Origin of the sequence: Cupriavidus pauculus (assembly GCF_002858765.1) — a bacterium.
Taxonomy (GTDB): domain Bacteria; phylum Pseudomonadota; class Gammaproteobacteria; order Burkholderiales; family Burkholderiaceae; genus Cupriavidus; species Cupriavidus pauculus_B.
This window is the reverse complement of sequence record NZ_PJRP01000020.1, coordinates 21983-38090: the sequence shown is the minus strand read 5'-3', so window position 1 is coordinate 38090 and position 16108 is coordinate 21983. Positions and strand designations below refer to the sequence as shown.

Annotated in this window: 13 protein-coding genes; 9 read left to right on the top strand and 4 right to left on the bottom strand. The window is 66.8% G+C overall.

Annotated elements, in window-relative coordinates; genetic code table 11:
• The first annotated feature begins 3 nt into the window (after nucleotides 1–3).
• Genes gmd through CYJ10_RS28715 form a run of 3 tightly spaced genes read left to right on the top strand, consistent with a single transcriptional unit; the run spans nucleotide 4 to nucleotide 3474 of the window.
• Nucleotides 4–1194 carry a GDP-mannose 4,6-dehydratase gene (gmd, locus tag CYJ10_RS28725; protein ID WP_101684910.1) on the top strand — a complete coding sequence of 397 codons (1191 nt, stop codon included), beginning with the start codon at nucleotides 4–6 and terminating at the stop codon, nucleotides 1192–1194.
• The gene (locus CYJ10_RS28720; RefSeq protein WP_101684836.1) at nucleotides 1187–2212 is read left to right on the top strand and encodes a GDP-L-fucose synthase family protein; all 1026 of its coding nucleotides are present in this window, start codon (nucleotides 1187–1189) and stop codon (nucleotides 2210–2212) included. Before gmd ends, CYJ10_RS28720 begins: the two co-directional genes overlap by 8 nt.
• Nucleotides 2209–3474, top strand: coding sequence for a glycosyltransferase WbuB (locus CYJ10_RS28715; RefSeq protein ID WP_101684835.1), 1266 nt, complete (start codon nucleotides 2209–2211; stop codon nucleotides 3472–3474). Before CYJ10_RS28720 ends, CYJ10_RS28715 begins: the two co-directional genes overlap by 4 nt.
• Nucleotides 3475–3534: 60 nt before the next feature.
• Here CYJ10_RS28715 and CYJ10_RS28710 read toward each other — a convergent pair whose 3' ends face one another.
• Nucleotides 3535–4671: a glycosyltransferase gene (locus tag CYJ10_RS28710; protein ID WP_257993589.1), complete on the bottom strand. Its 1137-nt coding sequence runs from the start codon at nucleotides 4669–4671 to the stop codon at nucleotides 3535–3537.
• Nucleotides 4672–4990: 319 nt separating this feature from the next.
• Between CYJ10_RS28710 and CYJ10_RS28705 the strand changes: the two genes are divergently transcribed.
• Both CYJ10_RS28705 and CYJ10_RS28700 read left to right on the top strand, forming a co-directional pair.
• Entirely contained in the window at nucleotides 4991–6367 is a 1377-nt protein-coding gene (locus CYJ10_RS28705; protein ID WP_101684833.1) for a lipopolysaccharide biosynthesis protein, read from the top strand.
• 2 nt (nucleotides 6368–6369) lie between these two features.
• Entirely contained in the window at nucleotides 6370–8019 is a 1650-nt protein-coding gene (locus tag CYJ10_RS28700; protein WP_101684832.1) for a hypothetical protein, read from the top strand.
• 49 nt (nucleotides 8020–8068) lie between these two features.
• Here the strand turns inward: CYJ10_RS28700 and CYJ10_RS28695 are convergent, their stop codons facing one another.
• Nucleotides 8069–8890 carry a class I SAM-dependent methyltransferase gene (locus CYJ10_RS28695; protein WP_101684831.1) on the bottom strand — a complete coding sequence of 274 codons (822 nt, stop codon included), beginning with the start codon at nucleotides 8888–8890 and terminating at the stop codon, nucleotides 8069–8071.
• 158 nt (nucleotides 8891–9048) lie between these two features.
• On the opposite strand from CYJ10_RS28695, the gene CYJ10_RS28690 reads away from it, so the two are divergent.
• The gene (locus CYJ10_RS28690; protein WP_101684830.1) at nucleotides 9049–9603 is read left to right on the top strand and encodes a putative colanic acid biosynthesis acetyltransferase; all 555 of its coding nucleotides are present in this window, start codon (nucleotides 9049–9051) and stop codon (nucleotides 9601–9603) included.
• A gap of 61 nt (nucleotides 9604–9664) precedes the next feature.
• Here CYJ10_RS28690 and CYJ10_RS28685 read toward each other — a convergent pair whose 3' ends face one another.
• Nucleotides 9665–10576 (bottom strand): glycosyltransferase family 2 protein, encoded by a 912-nt coding sequence (locus tag CYJ10_RS28685; RefSeq protein WP_101684829.1) that lies wholly within the window; start codon nucleotides 10574–10576, stop codon nucleotides 9665–9667.
• 328 nt (nucleotides 10577–10904) lie between these two features.
• Here CYJ10_RS28685 and CYJ10_RS28680 point away from each other — a divergent pair, with 328 nt between their 5' ends.
• From CYJ10_RS28680 to CYJ10_RS28670, 3 genes are read left to right on the top strand one after another with little or no spacing between them, the layout of a single operon-like run.
• Nucleotides 10905–12020, top strand: a complete 1116-nt coding sequence (locus CYJ10_RS28680; protein ID WP_257993588.1) for a polysaccharide biosynthesis/export family protein — start codon at nucleotides 10905–10907, stop codon at nucleotides 12018–12020.
• A gap of 11 nt (nucleotides 12021–12031) precedes the next feature.
• A complete protein-coding gene (locus CYJ10_RS28675; RefSeq protein WP_101684828.1) occupies nucleotides 12032–12499 on the top strand; it encodes a low molecular weight protein-tyrosine-phosphatase in 468 nt (155 codons plus the stop codon).
• Nucleotides 12496–14730, top strand: a complete 2235-nt coding sequence (locus CYJ10_RS28670) for a polysaccharide biosynthesis tyrosine autokinase (RefSeq protein WP_101684827.1) — start codon at nucleotides 12496–12498, stop codon at nucleotides 14728–14730. The genes CYJ10_RS28675 and CYJ10_RS28670 overlap by 4 nt, the downstream gene beginning before the upstream one ends.
• A gap of 117 nt (nucleotides 14731–14847) precedes the next feature.
• Here the strand turns inward: CYJ10_RS28670 and CYJ10_RS28665 are convergent, their stop codons facing one another.
• Nucleotides 14848–16038: a glycosyltransferase gene (locus tag CYJ10_RS28665; protein WP_101684826.1), complete on the bottom strand. Its 1191-nt coding sequence runs from the start codon at nucleotides 16036–16038 to the stop codon at nucleotides 14848–14850.
• Nucleotides 16039–16108 lie beyond the last annotated feature (70 nt).

Here is a 16108-nt window from a genome sequence, read left to right as displayed (position 1 = left end):
GATATGGGAGCCAACGACCTTCAGCCGCTCGCGGAGCTCGGCGAACCGGAATTGCCGACCCGTCCGCACCCCAGGCGCGCGCTGATCACTGGCATCACAGGCCAGGATGGCGCCTATCTTGCCGAGCTGCTGTTGGCCAAGGGCTATGAAGTCCATGGCATCAAGCGGCGCAGTTCGCAATTCAATACCGAGCGGATCGACCATCTGTACCAGGACCCGCAGAACCCCCATCGCCGCCTTTTCCTGCATCATGGCGACATGACCGACACGGCCAGCCTGATGCGCGTGATGCAGCAGTCGCGCCCCGACGAGGTCTACAACCTGGCCGCCCAGAGCCACGTGCAGGTTTCCTTCGAGGAACCCGAGTACACGGCCAATACCGATGCACTGGGCACGTTGCGGCTGCTCGAAGCCATGCGCATCCTTGGCATGGAGCACACCACCCGCTTTTACCAGGCGTCGACGTCCGAACTGTACGGCCTGGTACAGGAAACCCCGCAGAAGGAAACCACGCCGTTCTATCCGCGCAGCCCCTACGCGGCGGCCAAACTCTACGCGTACTGGATTACCGTGAACTACCGCGAGGCCTACGGCATGTACGCCTGCAACGGCATCCTGTTCAACCACGAGAGCCCGATTCGCGGCGAGACCTTCGTCACGCGCAAGATCACGCGCGCCATCTGTCGCATCGCGCTGGGTCTGCAGGACACGCTGTACCTGGGCAACCTGTCGGCACTGCGCGACTGGGGCCACGCGCGCGACTACGTCGAGATGCAATGGCTGATGCTGCAACAGCAGCAGCCCGAGGACTATGTCATCGCCAGCGGTGCACAGCACAGCGTGCGCGAATTCGTCGAACTCGCCGCGCGCGGGTTGGGCATCACCGTGGCCTTCCACGGCACGGGCACCGAAGAAGTGGGCAGGGTGGCCGCAATAGAGCCCGGCGCCGATGGCACACGCCCCGCCTGCAAGGTTGGCGACGTGATCGTGCGCGTGGACCCGCGCTATTTCCGTCCCACCGAAGTGGAAACGCTGCTTGGCGACGCGACGCGTGCACGCGAGCGCCTGGGCTGGGAGCCGCGCATCGGCTTCGACGCGCTGGTGCGCGAGATGGTGGAGGCCGACTACGCGCTGGCCCGCCGCGACGCACTGGTACGGCTGGCCGGCTTCCGTGCCTTCCATCATCATGAGTGACGCCCGTACCCGACAGGACCGTCGCCCCCGGGTCTTCGTCGCCGGGCATCGAGGTATGGCCGGCTCCGCCATCGTGCGCGCCCTGGAGGCCGCCGGCAACGTGACGCTGGTCACGCGCACCCATGCGGAACTCGATCTGTGCGAACAGCAGGCCGTGCGCGCGTTCTTCGCATCCGAGCACATCGACGAAGTCTACCTCGCCGCGGCACGCGTGGGCGGCATCCACGCCAACGACACCTATCCCGCCGAATTCATCCAGCAGAACCTGGCCATTGCCGCGAACGTCATCGACGCCGCCTGGCGCAGCGGCGTCAAGCACCTGCTGTTCCTGGGTTCGAGCTGCATCTATCCCAAGTACGCCGCGCAGCCGATGCGCGAGGATGCGCTGCTGACCGGCGCGCTGGAACCCACCAATACGCCGTACGCGATCGCCAAGATCACCGGCATCGTGATGTGCCAGAGCTACAACCGCCAGTACGGCACCGATTACCGGTGCGTGATGCCGACCAACCTCTACGGCCCGGGCGACAACTACCACCCCGAGAACAGCCACGTGGTGCCTGGCCTGTTCTGGCGCCTAAACGAGGCCGCGCGCTCTAACACGCCGACGGTCGATGTCTGGGGATCGGGGCAGGCCTTGCGCGAATTCCTGCATGTCGACGATCTGGCCCGGGCCTGCCTGCATGTCATGGCTTTGCCGGCCGAAGCCTATCTGACCGCCGCGCCCGCAGGCTTTCTCAACGTCGGCAGCGACGACGAGATCAGCATTGCCACGCTGGCTGCTACGATCGCGCGGGTCGTGGGCTACCAGGGCAACCTGGCCTTCGACCGCAGCCGCCCCGATGGCACGCCGCGCAAACGGCTGGACTGCCAGGCCATCGTGGCCACCGGCTGGCACCCCACGATCGGGCTCGAAGACGGCCTGGCGCGCACGTTCCGCCGCGCGCAGGCAGACGGCGCGCTGGCATCGCACGTTAACCCCGACACGTTGGCCATGCCGGAGACCGCCACGCCATGAAGATCCTCATGTATGGGCTGAACTATGCGCCGGAGCTGACCGGCATCGGCAAGTACATGGCGGAACAGGCGGATTGGCTGGCGGCCCAGGGACACGAGATACGCGTTATCGCGGCGCCGCCGTACTATCCGGCCTGGCGCATCGGGCCCGGCTACAGCGCGTGGCGCTACCAGCGCGAGCGCATGGGCGCCGTCGACGTGTGGCGGGCGCCGCTCTGGGTGCCGGCGCGGCCAGGTGGCCTCAAGCGCCTGCTGCACCTGGCCAGCTTCGCGATCGGCAGCCTGCCAAGCCTGCTGGCCCAGCGAGGCTGGAAACCGGATGTCGTGTTCGTGGTGGAGCCGCCGCTGATGTGCGCGCCGGCCGCGCTGCTGTTTTCGCGCTGGTGCGGCAGCCGCACGTGGCTGCACGTGCAGGATTACGAGGTGGATGCCGCGTTTGCCCTGGGCCTGCTGAAGCGACCCTGGCTGCGCGCGCTGGCCACGCGTTTCGAGCGTGCCTTGCTGCGGCGCTTCGACCGCGTGTCGACGATCTCCACGGCGATGGTGGCACTGGCGCGCGCCAAAGGCGTGCCAGCGGCAAAGACGATGCTGCTGCCGAACTGGGCCACGCTTCATGACACGACGGCGGCCGATGGCCGCGCCTTCCGCCAGGAACTGGGCATCGCACCGGACGCCGTGGTGGCGCTGTATTCCGGCAACATGGGCGCCAAACAGGGGCTGGAACTGCTGACCGACGCAGCCACCCGGCTGGGCGACCATCCCGGATTGCATTTCGTGTTCTGCGGCGAAGGCAGCGGACAGGCCGCGCTGGCATCGGCATGCGCCGAGTTGCCGCAGGTCAGCCTGTTGCCCCTTCAACCATCCGCGCGATTCGCTTCGCTGCTTGATGCCGCCGACATCCATTTGCTGCCGCAGCATGCCGGGGCCGCTGACCTGGTCATGCCGTCGAAGCTCACGGGCATGCTGGCCAGTGGCCGGCCGGTCGTTGCCACGGCGCTGCCCGGTTCCTCGCTGGCCGAGGTGGTGTCGCAATGCGGACGGGTGGTGCCTCCCGGCGACGGCGCGGCGTTTACCGAAGCCATCGCCACGCTGGCCGCCGCACCTGCGGAGCGCCTGGCACTGGGTCGCGCCGGCCGCGCCTGGGCCGAGCAGAATCTCGATCAGGACGTGGTACTGGGCCGACTGGAGCAGGCCATGCTCGCGCTTGTGCGCGGTCGTGCCCCGGCCGCCGACAAAGGCGTGGAAGCTTCGGTCGGCAGTTGAGTCCGCAGGTCCGGCGCACCACGCTGGCCACCTTGGTGACCAGCCACCCTGGGCACCCGCTCAGGCGCCCAGCGACGCGTGCCCCGGCGCGGTCTCTCCGTGCAGTGCGATCCGGTAGATGCGCTCGTACTGGTCGATCACCTGATCCGCCGAGAACAGTGCGGCATGCCGCAGGCCCCGCTGCACGACTTCGGCCCGTGTCTCGGGTGACCAGGCAAGCATCGCGTGCAGCGCCGGCGCGCACTGCTCGGCCCATGCTTCGAGATTCGCCTCGTCTGTCGGAGGAATCAGCTGCGCCGCACCGCCCGCCACTTCGCGCATCGGATCGCGGTCCACCGTGAGTACCGGCGTGCCGCAAGCCATGGCTTCGATGATGGGCCAGCCAAACCCTTCCGCATGACTCGGGAACACGAGCACGTCGGCCAGCGCATACGCGGCATGCACGCACGCGGTGTCCAGCCCCGCCAGCCAGAGCACGCGCCCGCCGGTTGCTTCGGCCAGCCGGCCCTGATCACGCAACGCGTCGGTAGGCTCCTGCCCCACCATCCACAGCGGGCGCGGCGTGCTGCCGGGCGGCAGTGCCCGGCAGTACGCCCCGTACAGCGCCAGCACGCCTTCGCGATTTTTGTACCAGCTGTTGCTGCCGATATGCATGATCGCCCCGGGCGCCAGCGCGTCGAGCCCCGCCGCGCGCAGGCGTCGCAGTGCGGTGTCCGCATCGAGCAGGCTATAGGGATAGTTCAGGCCGTTGTAGACCACGCTGCAGTGATAGGGCGCGGGCCCGTGAAAGCGCGCCAGGTCGCGGGCGGTCTGCTGGGACACTGCGATGAAGTTGCGGCCCAGCCCCAGCCCGGACCGGATCATCTTCTGATAGAAGCGTGTCACGCGGGACAACTGCATGGCGGGCAGTTCGCCTTCCAGCGCCCTCAACGCCGTGAAATCGTGCGTGTGGATGACGTGCGGAAAGCCGCGCAGCCAGGGCAACCACATCGACAAGGACTGGTCGGCCAGCACCACGAGCGTATCGTCGCGGCTACCGCGCAGGCGCCATCGCACGAGCATCGGAAACAGCACGTACTGGTCAAGATATCCGAGCCATTTCATGGAACCCGATCCGATCGCCAGGCTGCGCAACATCGGTTCCGGGCGCCACTGAACTGCATCATGGCCTCGCGCCACCATTCCTTGTGTCACCATGTCTGCAAAGCGGTCCATGCTGTGACTGCCGAAATAAAGCGGATGGCCAAGCACTGCAATCCTCATCGTCGGGTCTCCACATCGATACGGGGTGCCGGTTGGCGACGCGCAGGGCACATCCCTGGCGCGCCGTCGCCTTGGGCAAGTTCTTGCTACGATGCCGCGGTGCCCGTGTCATCTCCGTGCGTTGCCGCACACCGTTGTTGCACGGTGCGCTAGCCCACATCCACACCGGTACCCGCCGTATAGGCTCTTGCAGTATCGGCGCATCGGCTTCCCGGCCGGCGCGCGCCCACTATTCTGCGAGCCGCCTTAGACCATGTCTTCGCTGCCCTCATCTTCCAACGCCCGGCAGCCGTCACTGTTCTCGCGCTTTCGCCTGAACGCGCTCAGCTATGGCTACGCACAGCTCATCACGATCCTGGCCCAGCTGGTGCTGGTGCCGTTCTTCGTCGCAAGCTGGGGCAAGACCGGGTACAGCGACTGGCTGGTGCTGACCGGCGTGCCGTCGCTGTTCATCCTGCTGGACCTGGGCGTCTCGCAGGCATCGGCCAACCGCGCGACGATCAGTGCCGGCGCCCACGACTGGTCGGCCGCGCGGGTCATCCTGCAGACCGCCTTCCTGTTCGCCCTCGGCCTTGGCGTGGCGGTGTTCGCGATCACGCTTGCGGTAACGCCGTGGATCGACTGGGTCAGCCTGCTCAAGCTGCACACCATCGGCAATGGCGAGGCGCGACTGATCACGCTGTTCATGGCGCTGTACGTGGGCTTCCAGTTCATCGGGGGGCCCGTCGATGGCTGGTTCCGCGCGATGGACCACGCGCCGCTGGGTGCGTTCCTGATCGCCAACCGTCGCCTGGCCGACGTGCTGATCACGATCGCCGTGCTGCTTTGCGGAGGCGGCACCGTCACGCTGGCCGCGTCGATGTGCGCGGGCGCGGGCGTGCTGGCCGTCGTACAGGTCGTGATCGCAAACCGCTACACGCCGCTGCCGGTGGTTGGCTACCGGCACGCATCCGCGGCGGAGTTCCGCGCCGTGCTCAAGCCTTCGCTGGCCTATGCGAGCTTTCCGCTGTCGCAGGCCATCACGCTGCAGGGCGGCGTCCAGGTCCTGAACCAACTCGCGGGGCCGTCGGTCGTGGTGGCCTACACCATGGCGCGCACGCTGATGCGCATGATCATCCAGTGCGGCGTGGTGGCCAACTACGCGCTGAAGCCGGAGATCTCGCGGCTTGCCGGCCAGGACGACATGGTGCGCGCACGTGCCTTCACGCGCGCCGCCGCGATCTGGATCATGGCCGCCTGCCTGCTTGTCTATGCCCTGCTGGTCGTGGCCGGCCCGCGCTTCGTCGACCTCTGGGGCCACGGCGCGGTGCAGGTCAGTCATGGCGACCTGGCGCTGATCGGCCTGCATGCGCTGCTCAACGTCGCATGGTTCATTCCGGCGGCGCTGTTGATTGCGACCAATACCCACGTCGCCGTCGCCGTCGTCTACGCCTGCGCCAGCAGCGCGGCACTGGCGCTCTGGCTGCTGTTCCCGCACGCGGTACCGCCCACCACCGGCGCCGCCCTGCTGTTGCTCGTTCCCGAAACCGTAGTGCTGCTCTGGCTGGCCGCCGGCCTGCGCGACCGGCGACAGGAAAGCCCGCAGACAGTCATTGCGCCGACGGCCACGCCGCGGTGCATGGAGGACTGACGATGCTGTCCACCGCCCGGCGCCTGCAAGGCGCCAGCCTGCCCCACGCGTTCCAGCGGCGCCGCACGCGGCTGATGGCCGGCTGGTCGCTGCTGGTGGTGGTGCAGATGCTGTGCTTTCTTTCGCCCCAGAACATCGTCTGCGCACTGCTGATCCTGATCGGCGGCAATCTCGGCGTGTTGACGATGGGGCGCCGCGACCTGCTGCGCAACTATCCGATCTCCACCCTGATCGTGCTCGGCTACACACTGTCGTACTTCCTGCTTCCACCAGTGGCCACGCTGCTCGAATGGAAGCCCATCACGCACAACCTGAACCATGCGGAACTGATCAACATCCACGCGCTGGTCTGCCTGATCTTCGTGCTTGGCGCGCACGTGATCTATCGCAATAGCCGCCTGACGGCCAGCATTCGCAAGGCACTGACGCTGCGCGTCCTGACGCCGCTCGGCTACTTCCGCGTGCCCGGCAACACCCAGTACATGATCCTGGGCGGCATCGGGCTGGCGGCCATGGCCTACCAGGTCTTCGTGCTCGGCTCGGCCCGCGAGGAACTGCTGGGCGCCGACAACAAGTTCATGCAGGCGATGTTCCCCCTGGTGTACCTGCCCTACTGCATCCTGATACGGCCGGTGGTCGGCGCACGCCAGTTACGCACGTCGCTGCAGTGGAAGCTGGTGCTGGGCGCGTACACCGCGGCCCTGCTGCTCGTGTCGATGGGCAGCAACAGCCGCTCGGCCTTCCTGCTGGGCATCACTTCGATCGGCATCGCCTGGCTGTACGGCGTGGTGACCGGCAGCGTCACCACCCGGCTGATACGGGCGCGCAACCTGATACTGCTGGGCGGCGTGGCGCTGATACTGCAAGGCCCGGTGGCCGACCTGGCCACCAGCATGGTGATCGTGCGCGACGAGCGGCGCGACCTTGCGGCCGCCGCCTTGCTGGAAGCCACCATGAACACGATGCAGGACAGCCGTGCCATCGCGGAGCGCCGCCAGCTCGACAACAGCAAGAGCTACGACTGGGACGAGTACTACGTCGACAACCTGTTCCTGGCGCGGCTGTCGAACCTGAAGTTCTCCGACGAAAGCCTGGACCTGGCCCTGCGCCAGGATGCATCCGCCAAGGTGAACCTGCGCAACCTGGAATGGCAGAGCGTGCTGAGCGTCTTTCCCCGGCCTGTGATCGACACACTGGGCCTGCCGGTGGACAAGGAACTGGTCAGCACGTCGTCCGGGGGCGACCTGATGCTGTTCACCACCACGGGCGATTACGACGCGCTGCGCGGCTTCCGTACGGGATCGATCTTCGGCAGTGGCTACGCGCTGTTCGGCTGGCTGTATCCGTTCCTGGTGGCGCTGGCCGCCATCCCGATCTTCACGCTTGCCGATACGCAGACCACCCGCGTGCCGAATCCCGACACGCGACCATCTGCACCGCCCTGGATTCCGGCCTTCAACTCGTTCAACGCGGTGCGGCTGTTCGCCTGGCTGTTCTTCCTGACCAGCGCCGCCACCGGCGTGGAGTCGATGGCCGGCCTGTCGCGCTATATCATGCGCGGCTGGCTTGAAACCCTGATGATCTATTCGATGGCGTACTGGTTCTCGTACGCCGTGGTGCGCATCGTGCCGTGGCGCGGCATGCGCCGCTAGGTGCCGGGCGGCGGAGGCCACCGGCGGTGGCCCCGTCAGCCTGGCCTGTTCAGGCGGTCTTCCGGGCGACGAAGTGGAACCAGTAGACCTGGCTGACGTCTTCCTGCTCGTCCAGCACGTGGGCATCGAGATTGCCGAACACGGCTTCGGTCTGCAAGCCGGCCTGGGCCAGCGTTTGCCGCTGCGCCGCCATGTCGCTATAGACGATGACGATGCCAAATTTGTGCGCGGCGCAGACCCTGACGGCGTAGCCATCGTATTCGCGGTTCAGGCGTGAATTGCGCAGGTAGTTGATGGTGGCCAGCGGCAGGTTGACGACCACGCGCGCCGTGTTGAACGCCAGCCGCAGCGGGTGGGGCGACCACTTGGGCAACTGCAGGAAGCGCGTCAGGTTTTCCCGATAGCTGGGCCCGTGAATATTGTGCGTGGAGAACATCAGCAGCCCGCCCGGGCGCAGCACGCGCGCAAATTCGGCCAGAACGGCCGCGCGCCCCACGGCGTCGACGGCATCGATACCATTGAAGCTGAACATCACCAGGCCGAAGGTGTTGTCCGCGAACGCGCTCAGATCGCGCGCGTCCATGCAGTGCACGGCCACGCCCGGGTGATTGCGCCGGCAGATATCCACCAGGTCCGGGGTGTAGTCGATGGCCACGTAGTCCTGGCTCAGCGCGCGCAGCATCGGCACCGTTCGCCCGCCGCCTACACCGACATCCAGCAATGGTGCGCCGCGCACCTCGTCGGCAATACGCGCCAGCGCCGCCGTCTCGCCCGGATCCGTCGGCTCGCTCGCCTCTGCAAACCAGTGGCGAGCGCCCCAGCTGTTCCAGGCCTTACGGTTGATGTGATCTTGTAGGGTCTCGACGACCATGGGTGTCTCCAGTCCGCGTATTGTCGCGGTGTAGGGAGCGTGCACCCCGCGTACTCGGGCATCCGTGCGTTGTCGCACTGAAGCCGGGCCGCCGCGCGCCCACCATGAGCGCATCGAGCACATAGCGCGCCGCGCCCCGCCGGCGTTCGACGAAAGCCATGATTCTGGATCGCACCGACCGCCTGTCTGGCCCATCCTTCACGCTGCGCAACCGCGTGACCCGCCAGATCTGGAACTGGACGTGGCTGCTGCTGTTCCGGCCCAGCCCACGCTCGGCGCACCGCTGGCGCGCCACCCTGCTGCGCCTGTTCGGCGCGCAGCTCGGGCACCACGTGCACATCTATCCGTCGGTCAAGGTCTGGGCGCCATGGAACCTGAAGATGGCCGACCACACCGCCGCGGCCGATGGCGTGACGCTGTACAACATCAGCCCGATCGAGATCGACAGCTTCTCCATCGTGTCGCAGGGCTCGCATCTCTGCACCGGGTCCCACGACTACAACAATCCCACCTTCCAGCTGATCTCGTCGCCGATTACGCTGGGGCGCCATGTCTGGATCTGTGCGGAAGCGTTCGTGTCTCCCGGCGTCACTCTGCCGGACGGCGCCGTGGTGGCGCCGCGTTCGGTGGTCACCCGTCCGCTGCGCGATGCCTGGACCGTCTACGGTGGCGCGCCCGCCAAACCCATCGGCAAGCGTACCCCGCAACCCTGAGCCCGCCATGCAAGGCTGCGGGCGCGGCCGACCATGGCCGTGGCCCGTCCCATGGCCGCCGCTATGCCTGGCCCGGCGCCTTCGACTTCACGGCCGCGCCAGCCAGCGGTACGCTGGGCTTTGCGGCGCTGGCACCCGTACCGGCCTCTTCCGACATCCGCTCAAGCTGCTCGCGCGTCTTGAGCACGATCATGTACTCGTAGATGCACTGCAGCATCGTGTAGTGCAAGCCCGCCACACCGTCCAGGAACGACCGGCGCCAGATGAACATGTACAGGAACTTGATCAGCGGGCGCGCCGGCGCGCGGTAGAACAGGCGCTTCTGGTGCATGCGCCGTTCGTTGGGATCGCGCGCGAAGAACGCCTTGCCGATATCGGGCTTGCCGGCCTTGCGCTGGGCGATCAGTTCCGCCTCCATCGTCGAATAGAGGTTGTGCTTGTTCAGCCAGTGCACCATCCCCTTGGAAAACGGGTAGTGGTCGAACGGATGGCGCAGTTCTGCCACGGCACCATCCACCACCAGCACCTCGTTGATCTCGCGCTCGAAATGCACGCGGGACCTGCGCACGAGCCGGATGTTGAACGGCGAGATCGTGGCGTGCCTGAGGTGCGTGCCCAGCCAGAAGTCCCGACGCCCCATGCGCGCAGCAGCCACGTCGGCATCGCAACCGGCCACCAGCGCATGGAATTCCTCGATCAGCGCCGCGCCGATCCGCTCGTCGGCGTCGAGCATCAGCACCCAGTCATTGCGATACGGCAGGTCGTGCAGGCCGAAATTGCGCTGCGCCGCAAAATTGTCGAAGGCCCGCACGGTCACGGTGGCCCCAAGCGATGCGGCGATCGCACAAGTGTCGTCGGTGCTGCCCGAGTCCAGCACGTGCACGTCGGTCGACAACGCCGCCACCGATGCCAGGCAGCCAGCGATGTCATGCGCTTCATTCTTGGTAAGGATCAGTACGGATATGGATGCCATCGGCGCCTCGCGTTGCAAGACCGCATTTTCGGCGCGCGAGCAGGGATGCCCGGCGCACACGAACCTGGGGGCAGCGTACCGGCCCCGCCAGCCGGGGCTCCGTACGTTCGGCCACACTGCCCGGTCTCTGGGCCTGTCGCACGCGGCGCATCGCAAGTCGCCTTGAGCGAATATTCGGGCAATGTGTGAGAACGTACCGAACGCATGCGCTCGGCGTTTCAACATGGCCGCATCCGGGATGCCGTGCGTCGTGAAAATGCGCGACCACCGCATCCCAGCCATGGAGAATGCCGTGAAAGGATTGACCAGATCTGCCTTGACCTACGCCATGCGGCAGGTGGCGCGCCTTGGTCTGGCATGCAGCCTGGCTGTGCTCGCCGGATGTGCCGTATCGCCGGGCATGACGTTCAGCGCCGACAAGCCGCTGGACACGTCCGACCCCAACGCCAAGCCGCCCGAAGTGACGCCGATCACGCCCGAACTGGTCCGCCAGTTGCGCGACAAGGCACAGCCCACCAACCTGGGCGTGGAAGAGCTGTTCGGCAAGGCCGGACCCTACCGCATCGGTCCGGGTGACATTCTCTCGGTGGTGGTCTGGGACCACCCCGAACTCGTGTTCCCTACGCAGACGTACAGCATTGCCGCGGGCTTCGAGATGCCGGCGCAGACCGGCGGCTCCAACATGCCCGGTTACGTGGTGAGCCCCCACGGGGACATCCAGTTTCCGTATGCCGGCGTGATGAAGGTAGCGGGCAAGACCGCCAACCAGGTGCGCGACGAAATGGCGCGCGCGCTGTCCCGCGTGGTGCGCGAACCGCAGATGACCGTGCGCGTGCTGGGCTTCCGCAGCCAGCGGATCTACGTTGACGGCGAGGTCAAGACCCCGGGCATGCAAGCCATCGACGACGCACCGATGACGCTGGTCGAAGCGCTCAACCGCGCGGGTGGCGTGCTGAACCTGACCGGCGACAACAGCCGCATCCGCGTCACGCGGGGCGAGCGCAGCTGGTACGTGAACATCCCGGCGCTGCTGGCCAAGGGTGTCGACCCGGCGCATATCCTGCTGGCGTCCGGCGACATCATCCGCGTCGAGCAGCGCGAGGACAGCAAGGTCTTTGTCACCGGCGAAGTGCTAAAGCCAATGTCGCTGCTGATGCGCAACGGCCGCATGTCGCTGAACGAGGCGCTGGGCGATGCCGGCGGCGTCAACCCCGGCACAGCCAACGCCGAGCAGATCTATGTCATCCGCCGCGCCGCATCGGGCACGCCCACGGTGTACCACCTCGACGGCACATCGCCCGTGGCCCTGGCCGTGGCGGAAGGCTTCGAGCTCGAACCCAAGGACGTCATCTATGTCGACGCACGCAACGTGGTGCGCTGGAGCCGCGTCATGAGCCTGCTGATCCAGCCGATCACGGGCACGGCCGGCTTCATCAAACCATAACCCCCGGACAGATGACCACGATCCACAACATCCTGGTAGTTTGCCTCGGCAATATCTGCCGCAGCCCGATGGCGGCCGGTCTCCTGCGCCAGGCGCTGCCTGAATGCCGTGTCGAATCGGCCGGTCTGGCGCCCCCCGTGGGCGCCGGTGCCGACCCACGCGCCGTACGGCTGTTGTCGACCGAAGGCTGCGACCTTGCCGCCCATCGCGCGCGCGCCATCGACTTCCAGCAGATTGCCGCCGCCGACCTGGTACTGGTCATGGATAGCGAGCAGCGCACCTGGCTGGAAACGCACTTCCCTGGCGCACTAGGCAAGACATACCGGCTCTGCGAGCACGAGCAGACCGACGTTCCCGACCCCATCGGCGGCTCGCAGAGCATGTTCGTCATTGCTCTGGGGCTGATCAAGCTGGGCGTGGATTCGTGGTCCACGCACGTTCGCGCGGTTGCCATCGATTCACGCGGAGAAACGATATGAACACCGACAAGTCATCGCACGCCAATGCGGCCGATACCTGGGACGGGCCCGACACTTCGATCGACTTCAGTGCCTACCTGGATGTGCTGGTGCGCTTCCGCTGGACGTTCATCCTGGTGTCCGCCGCGGTGATCCTCACGGGCGTGACGTATGCGCTGCTGAGCAAGCCGGTGTACCGGTCCGACACGCTGGTGCAGATCGAGGAAACGAACCAGAGCAGCAACGCGGCCACCAAGATCGCAGCGGCCATCTCGCCCGTGTTCGACGTCAAGCCGGCCGCCACCGCCGAAATCGAACTGCTGCGCTCGCGCATGGTGGTTGGCAAAGCCGTGGACAACCTGCGGCTCGATATCATCGCCACGCCGCGCTACTTCCCGGTGGTTGGCGCCGCCATCGCCGGCTACCGGGGCGAGCTGTCCACTCCGGGCCTGTTCGGCTGGGGCGGCTTCGCCTGGGGCGGCGAATCGATCAAGGTCGACGACCTGCAGGTGCCTGCCAAGCTGGACGGGCGCAAGATCATCCTGACCGCACTGGGTGACCGCCGTTTCCGCCTGACCTTTGCCAGCGACGGCGCCACGGGCACCGGCACGGTAGGCACGCCGCTGACGGTCAATACCGCTTCCGGCCCGGTACATATTCACGTCACCGAGCTCGATGGCCACCCTGGCACCCAGTATGTGGTGACCCATGTGCCACGCTCAGCCGCCATCACGGACCTGCAGGAAAAGCTCATCATCGGCGAACGCGGCAAGCAAAGCGGCGTGATCGGCATTGCGCTGGAAGACACGTCCGCCGAGCGCGCCGCCGCCATCCTCAACGAGATCGGCACCGAGTACGTGGACCAGAACACGCGCCGCAAGGCGGCGGAAGCCGAGAAGTCGCTGGCGTTCCTGGACAAGCAGCTGCCGCAACTGAAGAAGCAGGTCGAGGACTCTGAAACGCGCTACAACACGATGCGCAACCAGCGCGGCACCGTGGACCTGAGCGAGGAATCGAAGCTCTACCTGTCCCAGTCGGTGCAGATCCAGACGCGCCTGCAAGAACTGCGCCAGAAGCGCCAGGAACTGGCCACGCGCTACACGCCCAACCATCCGAGCGTGGAAATCCTCGACAGCCAGATTGCCGGCCTGACGAACCAGCTTGCCGGCGTCACCGGCAAGATCCAGCGGCTGCCCGAAGTCGAACAGAACGTGCTGCGGCTCATGCGCGACGTGAAGGTCAGCACCGAGATGTACCAGGCGCTGCTTAACGACGCCCAGCAGCTACGCCTGGTGCGCGCGAGCAAGGTCGGCACGGCACGGCTGGTGGACCCGGCCGACGTACCGCTCAAGCCCGTGCGGCCGAACCGCATGATGATCGCGGTGGTATCGCTGGTCATGGGCATGCTGGCCGGTGCCATGGCCGTGGTACTGCGCCGCATGATGAACGGTGGCCTGGCCGAGGCCGAAGACGTCGAGCGCCATACCGGCATGACGGTCTACGCAACCATCCCGTTCAGCACTGTCAAGGCCGCCGACGGCGTGCTGGCCATGCGCCATCCGGATGACCCCGCCATCGAAGCCATGCGCGGCTTCCGTACTGCGCTGCAGTTCGCGCTGGCCAACAGTCGCAGTCACGTCGTGGTGATTTCCGGCCCGGCACCGGGTGTCGGCAAGTCCTTCCTCAGCGCCAACTTCGCGGCCATCGCGGCCACGGCGGGCCGCAAGGTACTGCTGATCGACGCCGACCTGCGGCGCGGCGGCCTGAACCGCGTCTTCGAGCGGCCGCGCTCGCCGGGCATGACCGAACTGCTGACCGGCACACCGATGCATGAGGCGATCCAGCGCGATGTTCTGCCGGGGCTGGATTTCATCGCCACCGGCGCCCAGGCGCCGCAGGCGGCCGACCTGCTCCAGGCCCCGGCGATGGACGCGCTGCTCGAATCCATCCAGTCGCGCTATGACCTGGTGCTGATCGATACCCCACCGGTGCTGGCCGCCGCCGACGCCGGCGTGCTGGCCGCCAAGGCCGGCGCAGTATTCCTGGTGGCGCGCGCCGACAGCACCACTGCCGGCGAATTGCAGGCATCGCTGCGCACGATCGCCCAGGCCGGTGGCGAAGTGAAGGGCGTGCTCTTCAACGGGCTGGACGTCGAGGGCCGCTGGTACCGTCCGCACTATCGCTACGGCAAGTACCGCTACCTGACGCAGTACGGCACCGGCAACGCCAACACCAAGGCCAAGCGCGCCTGATTGGCATCCCGTTCATCATGAGAAAGGCCCCCGGGGGCCTTTTTTCTATCCTGTCGCGTCGATGGGGCCTGGGGATCCGGTGAGCCAGGGCACGCGGATCCGCGGCTCAGGGTGTGCTCAGGGCGTGCTCAGATGCGGCGCGTCCACGGTCGGCAGACCGGTCTCCGCGCTGATCAGCCTGACCAGCCGCTCCGCCACGGCGCGGCTCTGGAAGCGCCTGTCAAAGCAGGCCTGCGCCGCCACGCGCATTTGCGCACGCGACGCGTCGTCCAGGGACAGCCAGCGGTCCAGCACATCGGCCATGGCCGACGGCGTGTCGTCGCCGGCAAAGCCCGCGCCGTCCTCGACGATCTCGCGCCAGATATTCACCTTGTTGGAGATCAGCACCGGCACACCGCAGCCCAGCGATTCGGCCACCGCCACGCCAAAGTTCTCCTGGTGCGAAGCCAGGCAGAACGCTTCGGCGGCGTGGAAGCTGCCCCATTTGTCGTCGCCGGCGAGCATGCCCGTCCACGTCACACGATCCGCGATGCCGATGGCAGCAGCCAGTTTGCCCAGCGATGCCCGCATGGCGTCGTCGCAAGGGCCGGCCAGTACCAGGTGCAGGGACGGATCGCGGTCGCAGACCTCGGCAAAGGCCTCCATCAGCACGTCGCAGCCTTTTTTCTCGTGGACGCGGCCGATGAACAGCAGCAACCGCTTGCCACGCAGCGCCGGGAAGCGGGAAAGAAAGCGCTCCGCCAGTTCGTCGCGCGCCGCCGGCGGCGTGGCCGTGCCATACGACGACACTTCCTCGCGGCAGCGATAGAGCCGGAACGATTGCCGTGCCAGCCTCATCTCCTCGGCGCAGGTGAACAACACGGCGCGGGCATGGCGCAGCACCCAGTAATCGCCGAGCAGCCAGTAGGCCATCTTCTTCAGGTGCTTGAGCGGATAGCGCCGTTTGAACCAGGGGTCGAGCATGCCGTGCGTGTACACGAAATAGGGCACGGGCTTGCCGCGCAGCGCCAGCCAGGTGGCCACGCTGTGGAACTGCCAGATCCCCTCGACGATCACAGCATCATAGTCTTCGGCGTGCTGCCGCAGCCAGCTCAGCATCCGCAGGTTGAGGCCATATCGCAACGTCGACGGGCCATGCGCAAACACACGGTATGGCGTGTTGCGCAGGAACGGAGCATCGGGAACGTCGCAGCAGCATACGTCGGCTCGCACGCCAAACGCGGCCAGCGGGCCGTTGAGCTGGCGGACGCCCTCGCTGGGCCCTCCGCCCGCAGGGTCCATCGACGGGATGACATGAAGCAGCTTCATGGGAGACGATCCATTCGGTGTGGAAAGGCATGGCGTCCACGCGCGGCCGCATGCCGCCGGCCCGCCTGGA

Bases quoted from the DNA above. Each gene is read 5' to 3' on its own strand.
- gmd (WP_101684910.1), top strand. From the start codon at position 4: ATGGGAGCCAACGACCTTCAGCCGCTCGCGGAGCTCGGCGAACCGGAA.
- CYJ10_RS28720 (WP_101684836.1), top strand. From the start codon at position 1,187: ATGAGTGACGCCCGTACCCGACAGGACCGTCGCCCCCGGGTCTTCGTC.
- CYJ10_RS28715 (WP_101684835.1), top strand. From the start codon at position 2,209: ATGAAGATCCTCATGTATGGGCTGAACTATGCGCCGGAGCTGACCGGC.
- CYJ10_RS28710 (WP_257993589.1), bottom strand. From the start codon at position 4,671: ATGGTGACACAAGGAATGGTGGCGCGAGGCCATGATGCAGTTCAGTGG.
- CYJ10_RS28705 (WP_101684833.1), top strand. From the start codon at position 4,991: ATGTCTTCGCTGCCCTCATCTTCCAACGCCCGGCAGCCGTCACTGTTC.
- CYJ10_RS28700 (WP_101684832.1), top strand. From the start codon at position 6,370: ATGCTGTCCACCGCCCGGCGCCTGCAAGGCGCCAGCCTGCCCCACGCG.
- CYJ10_RS28695 (WP_101684831.1), bottom strand. From the start codon at position 8,890: ATGGTCGTCGAGACCCTACAAGATCACATCAACCGTAAGGCCTGGAAC.
- CYJ10_RS28690 (WP_101684830.1), top strand. From the start codon at position 9,049: ATGATTCTGGATCGCACCGACCGCCTGTCTGGCCCATCCTTCACGCTG.
- CYJ10_RS28685 (WP_101684829.1), bottom strand. From the start codon at position 10,576: ATGGCATCCATATCCGTACTGATCCTTACCAAGAATGAAGCGCATGAC.
- CYJ10_RS28680 (WP_257993588.1), top strand. From the start codon at position 10,905: ATGCGGCAGGTGGCGCGCCTTGGTCTGGCATGCAGCCTGGCTGTGCTC.
- CYJ10_RS28675 (WP_101684828.1), top strand. From the start codon at position 12,032: ATGACCACGATCCACAACATCCTGGTAGTTTGCCTCGGCAATATCTGC.
- CYJ10_RS28670 (WP_101684827.1), top strand. From the start codon at position 12,496: ATGAACACCGACAAGTCATCGCACGCCAATGCGGCCGATACCTGGGAC.
- CYJ10_RS28665 (WP_101684826.1), bottom strand. From the start codon at position 16,038: ATGAAGCTGCTTCATGTCATCCCGTCGATGGACCCTGCGGGCGGAGGG.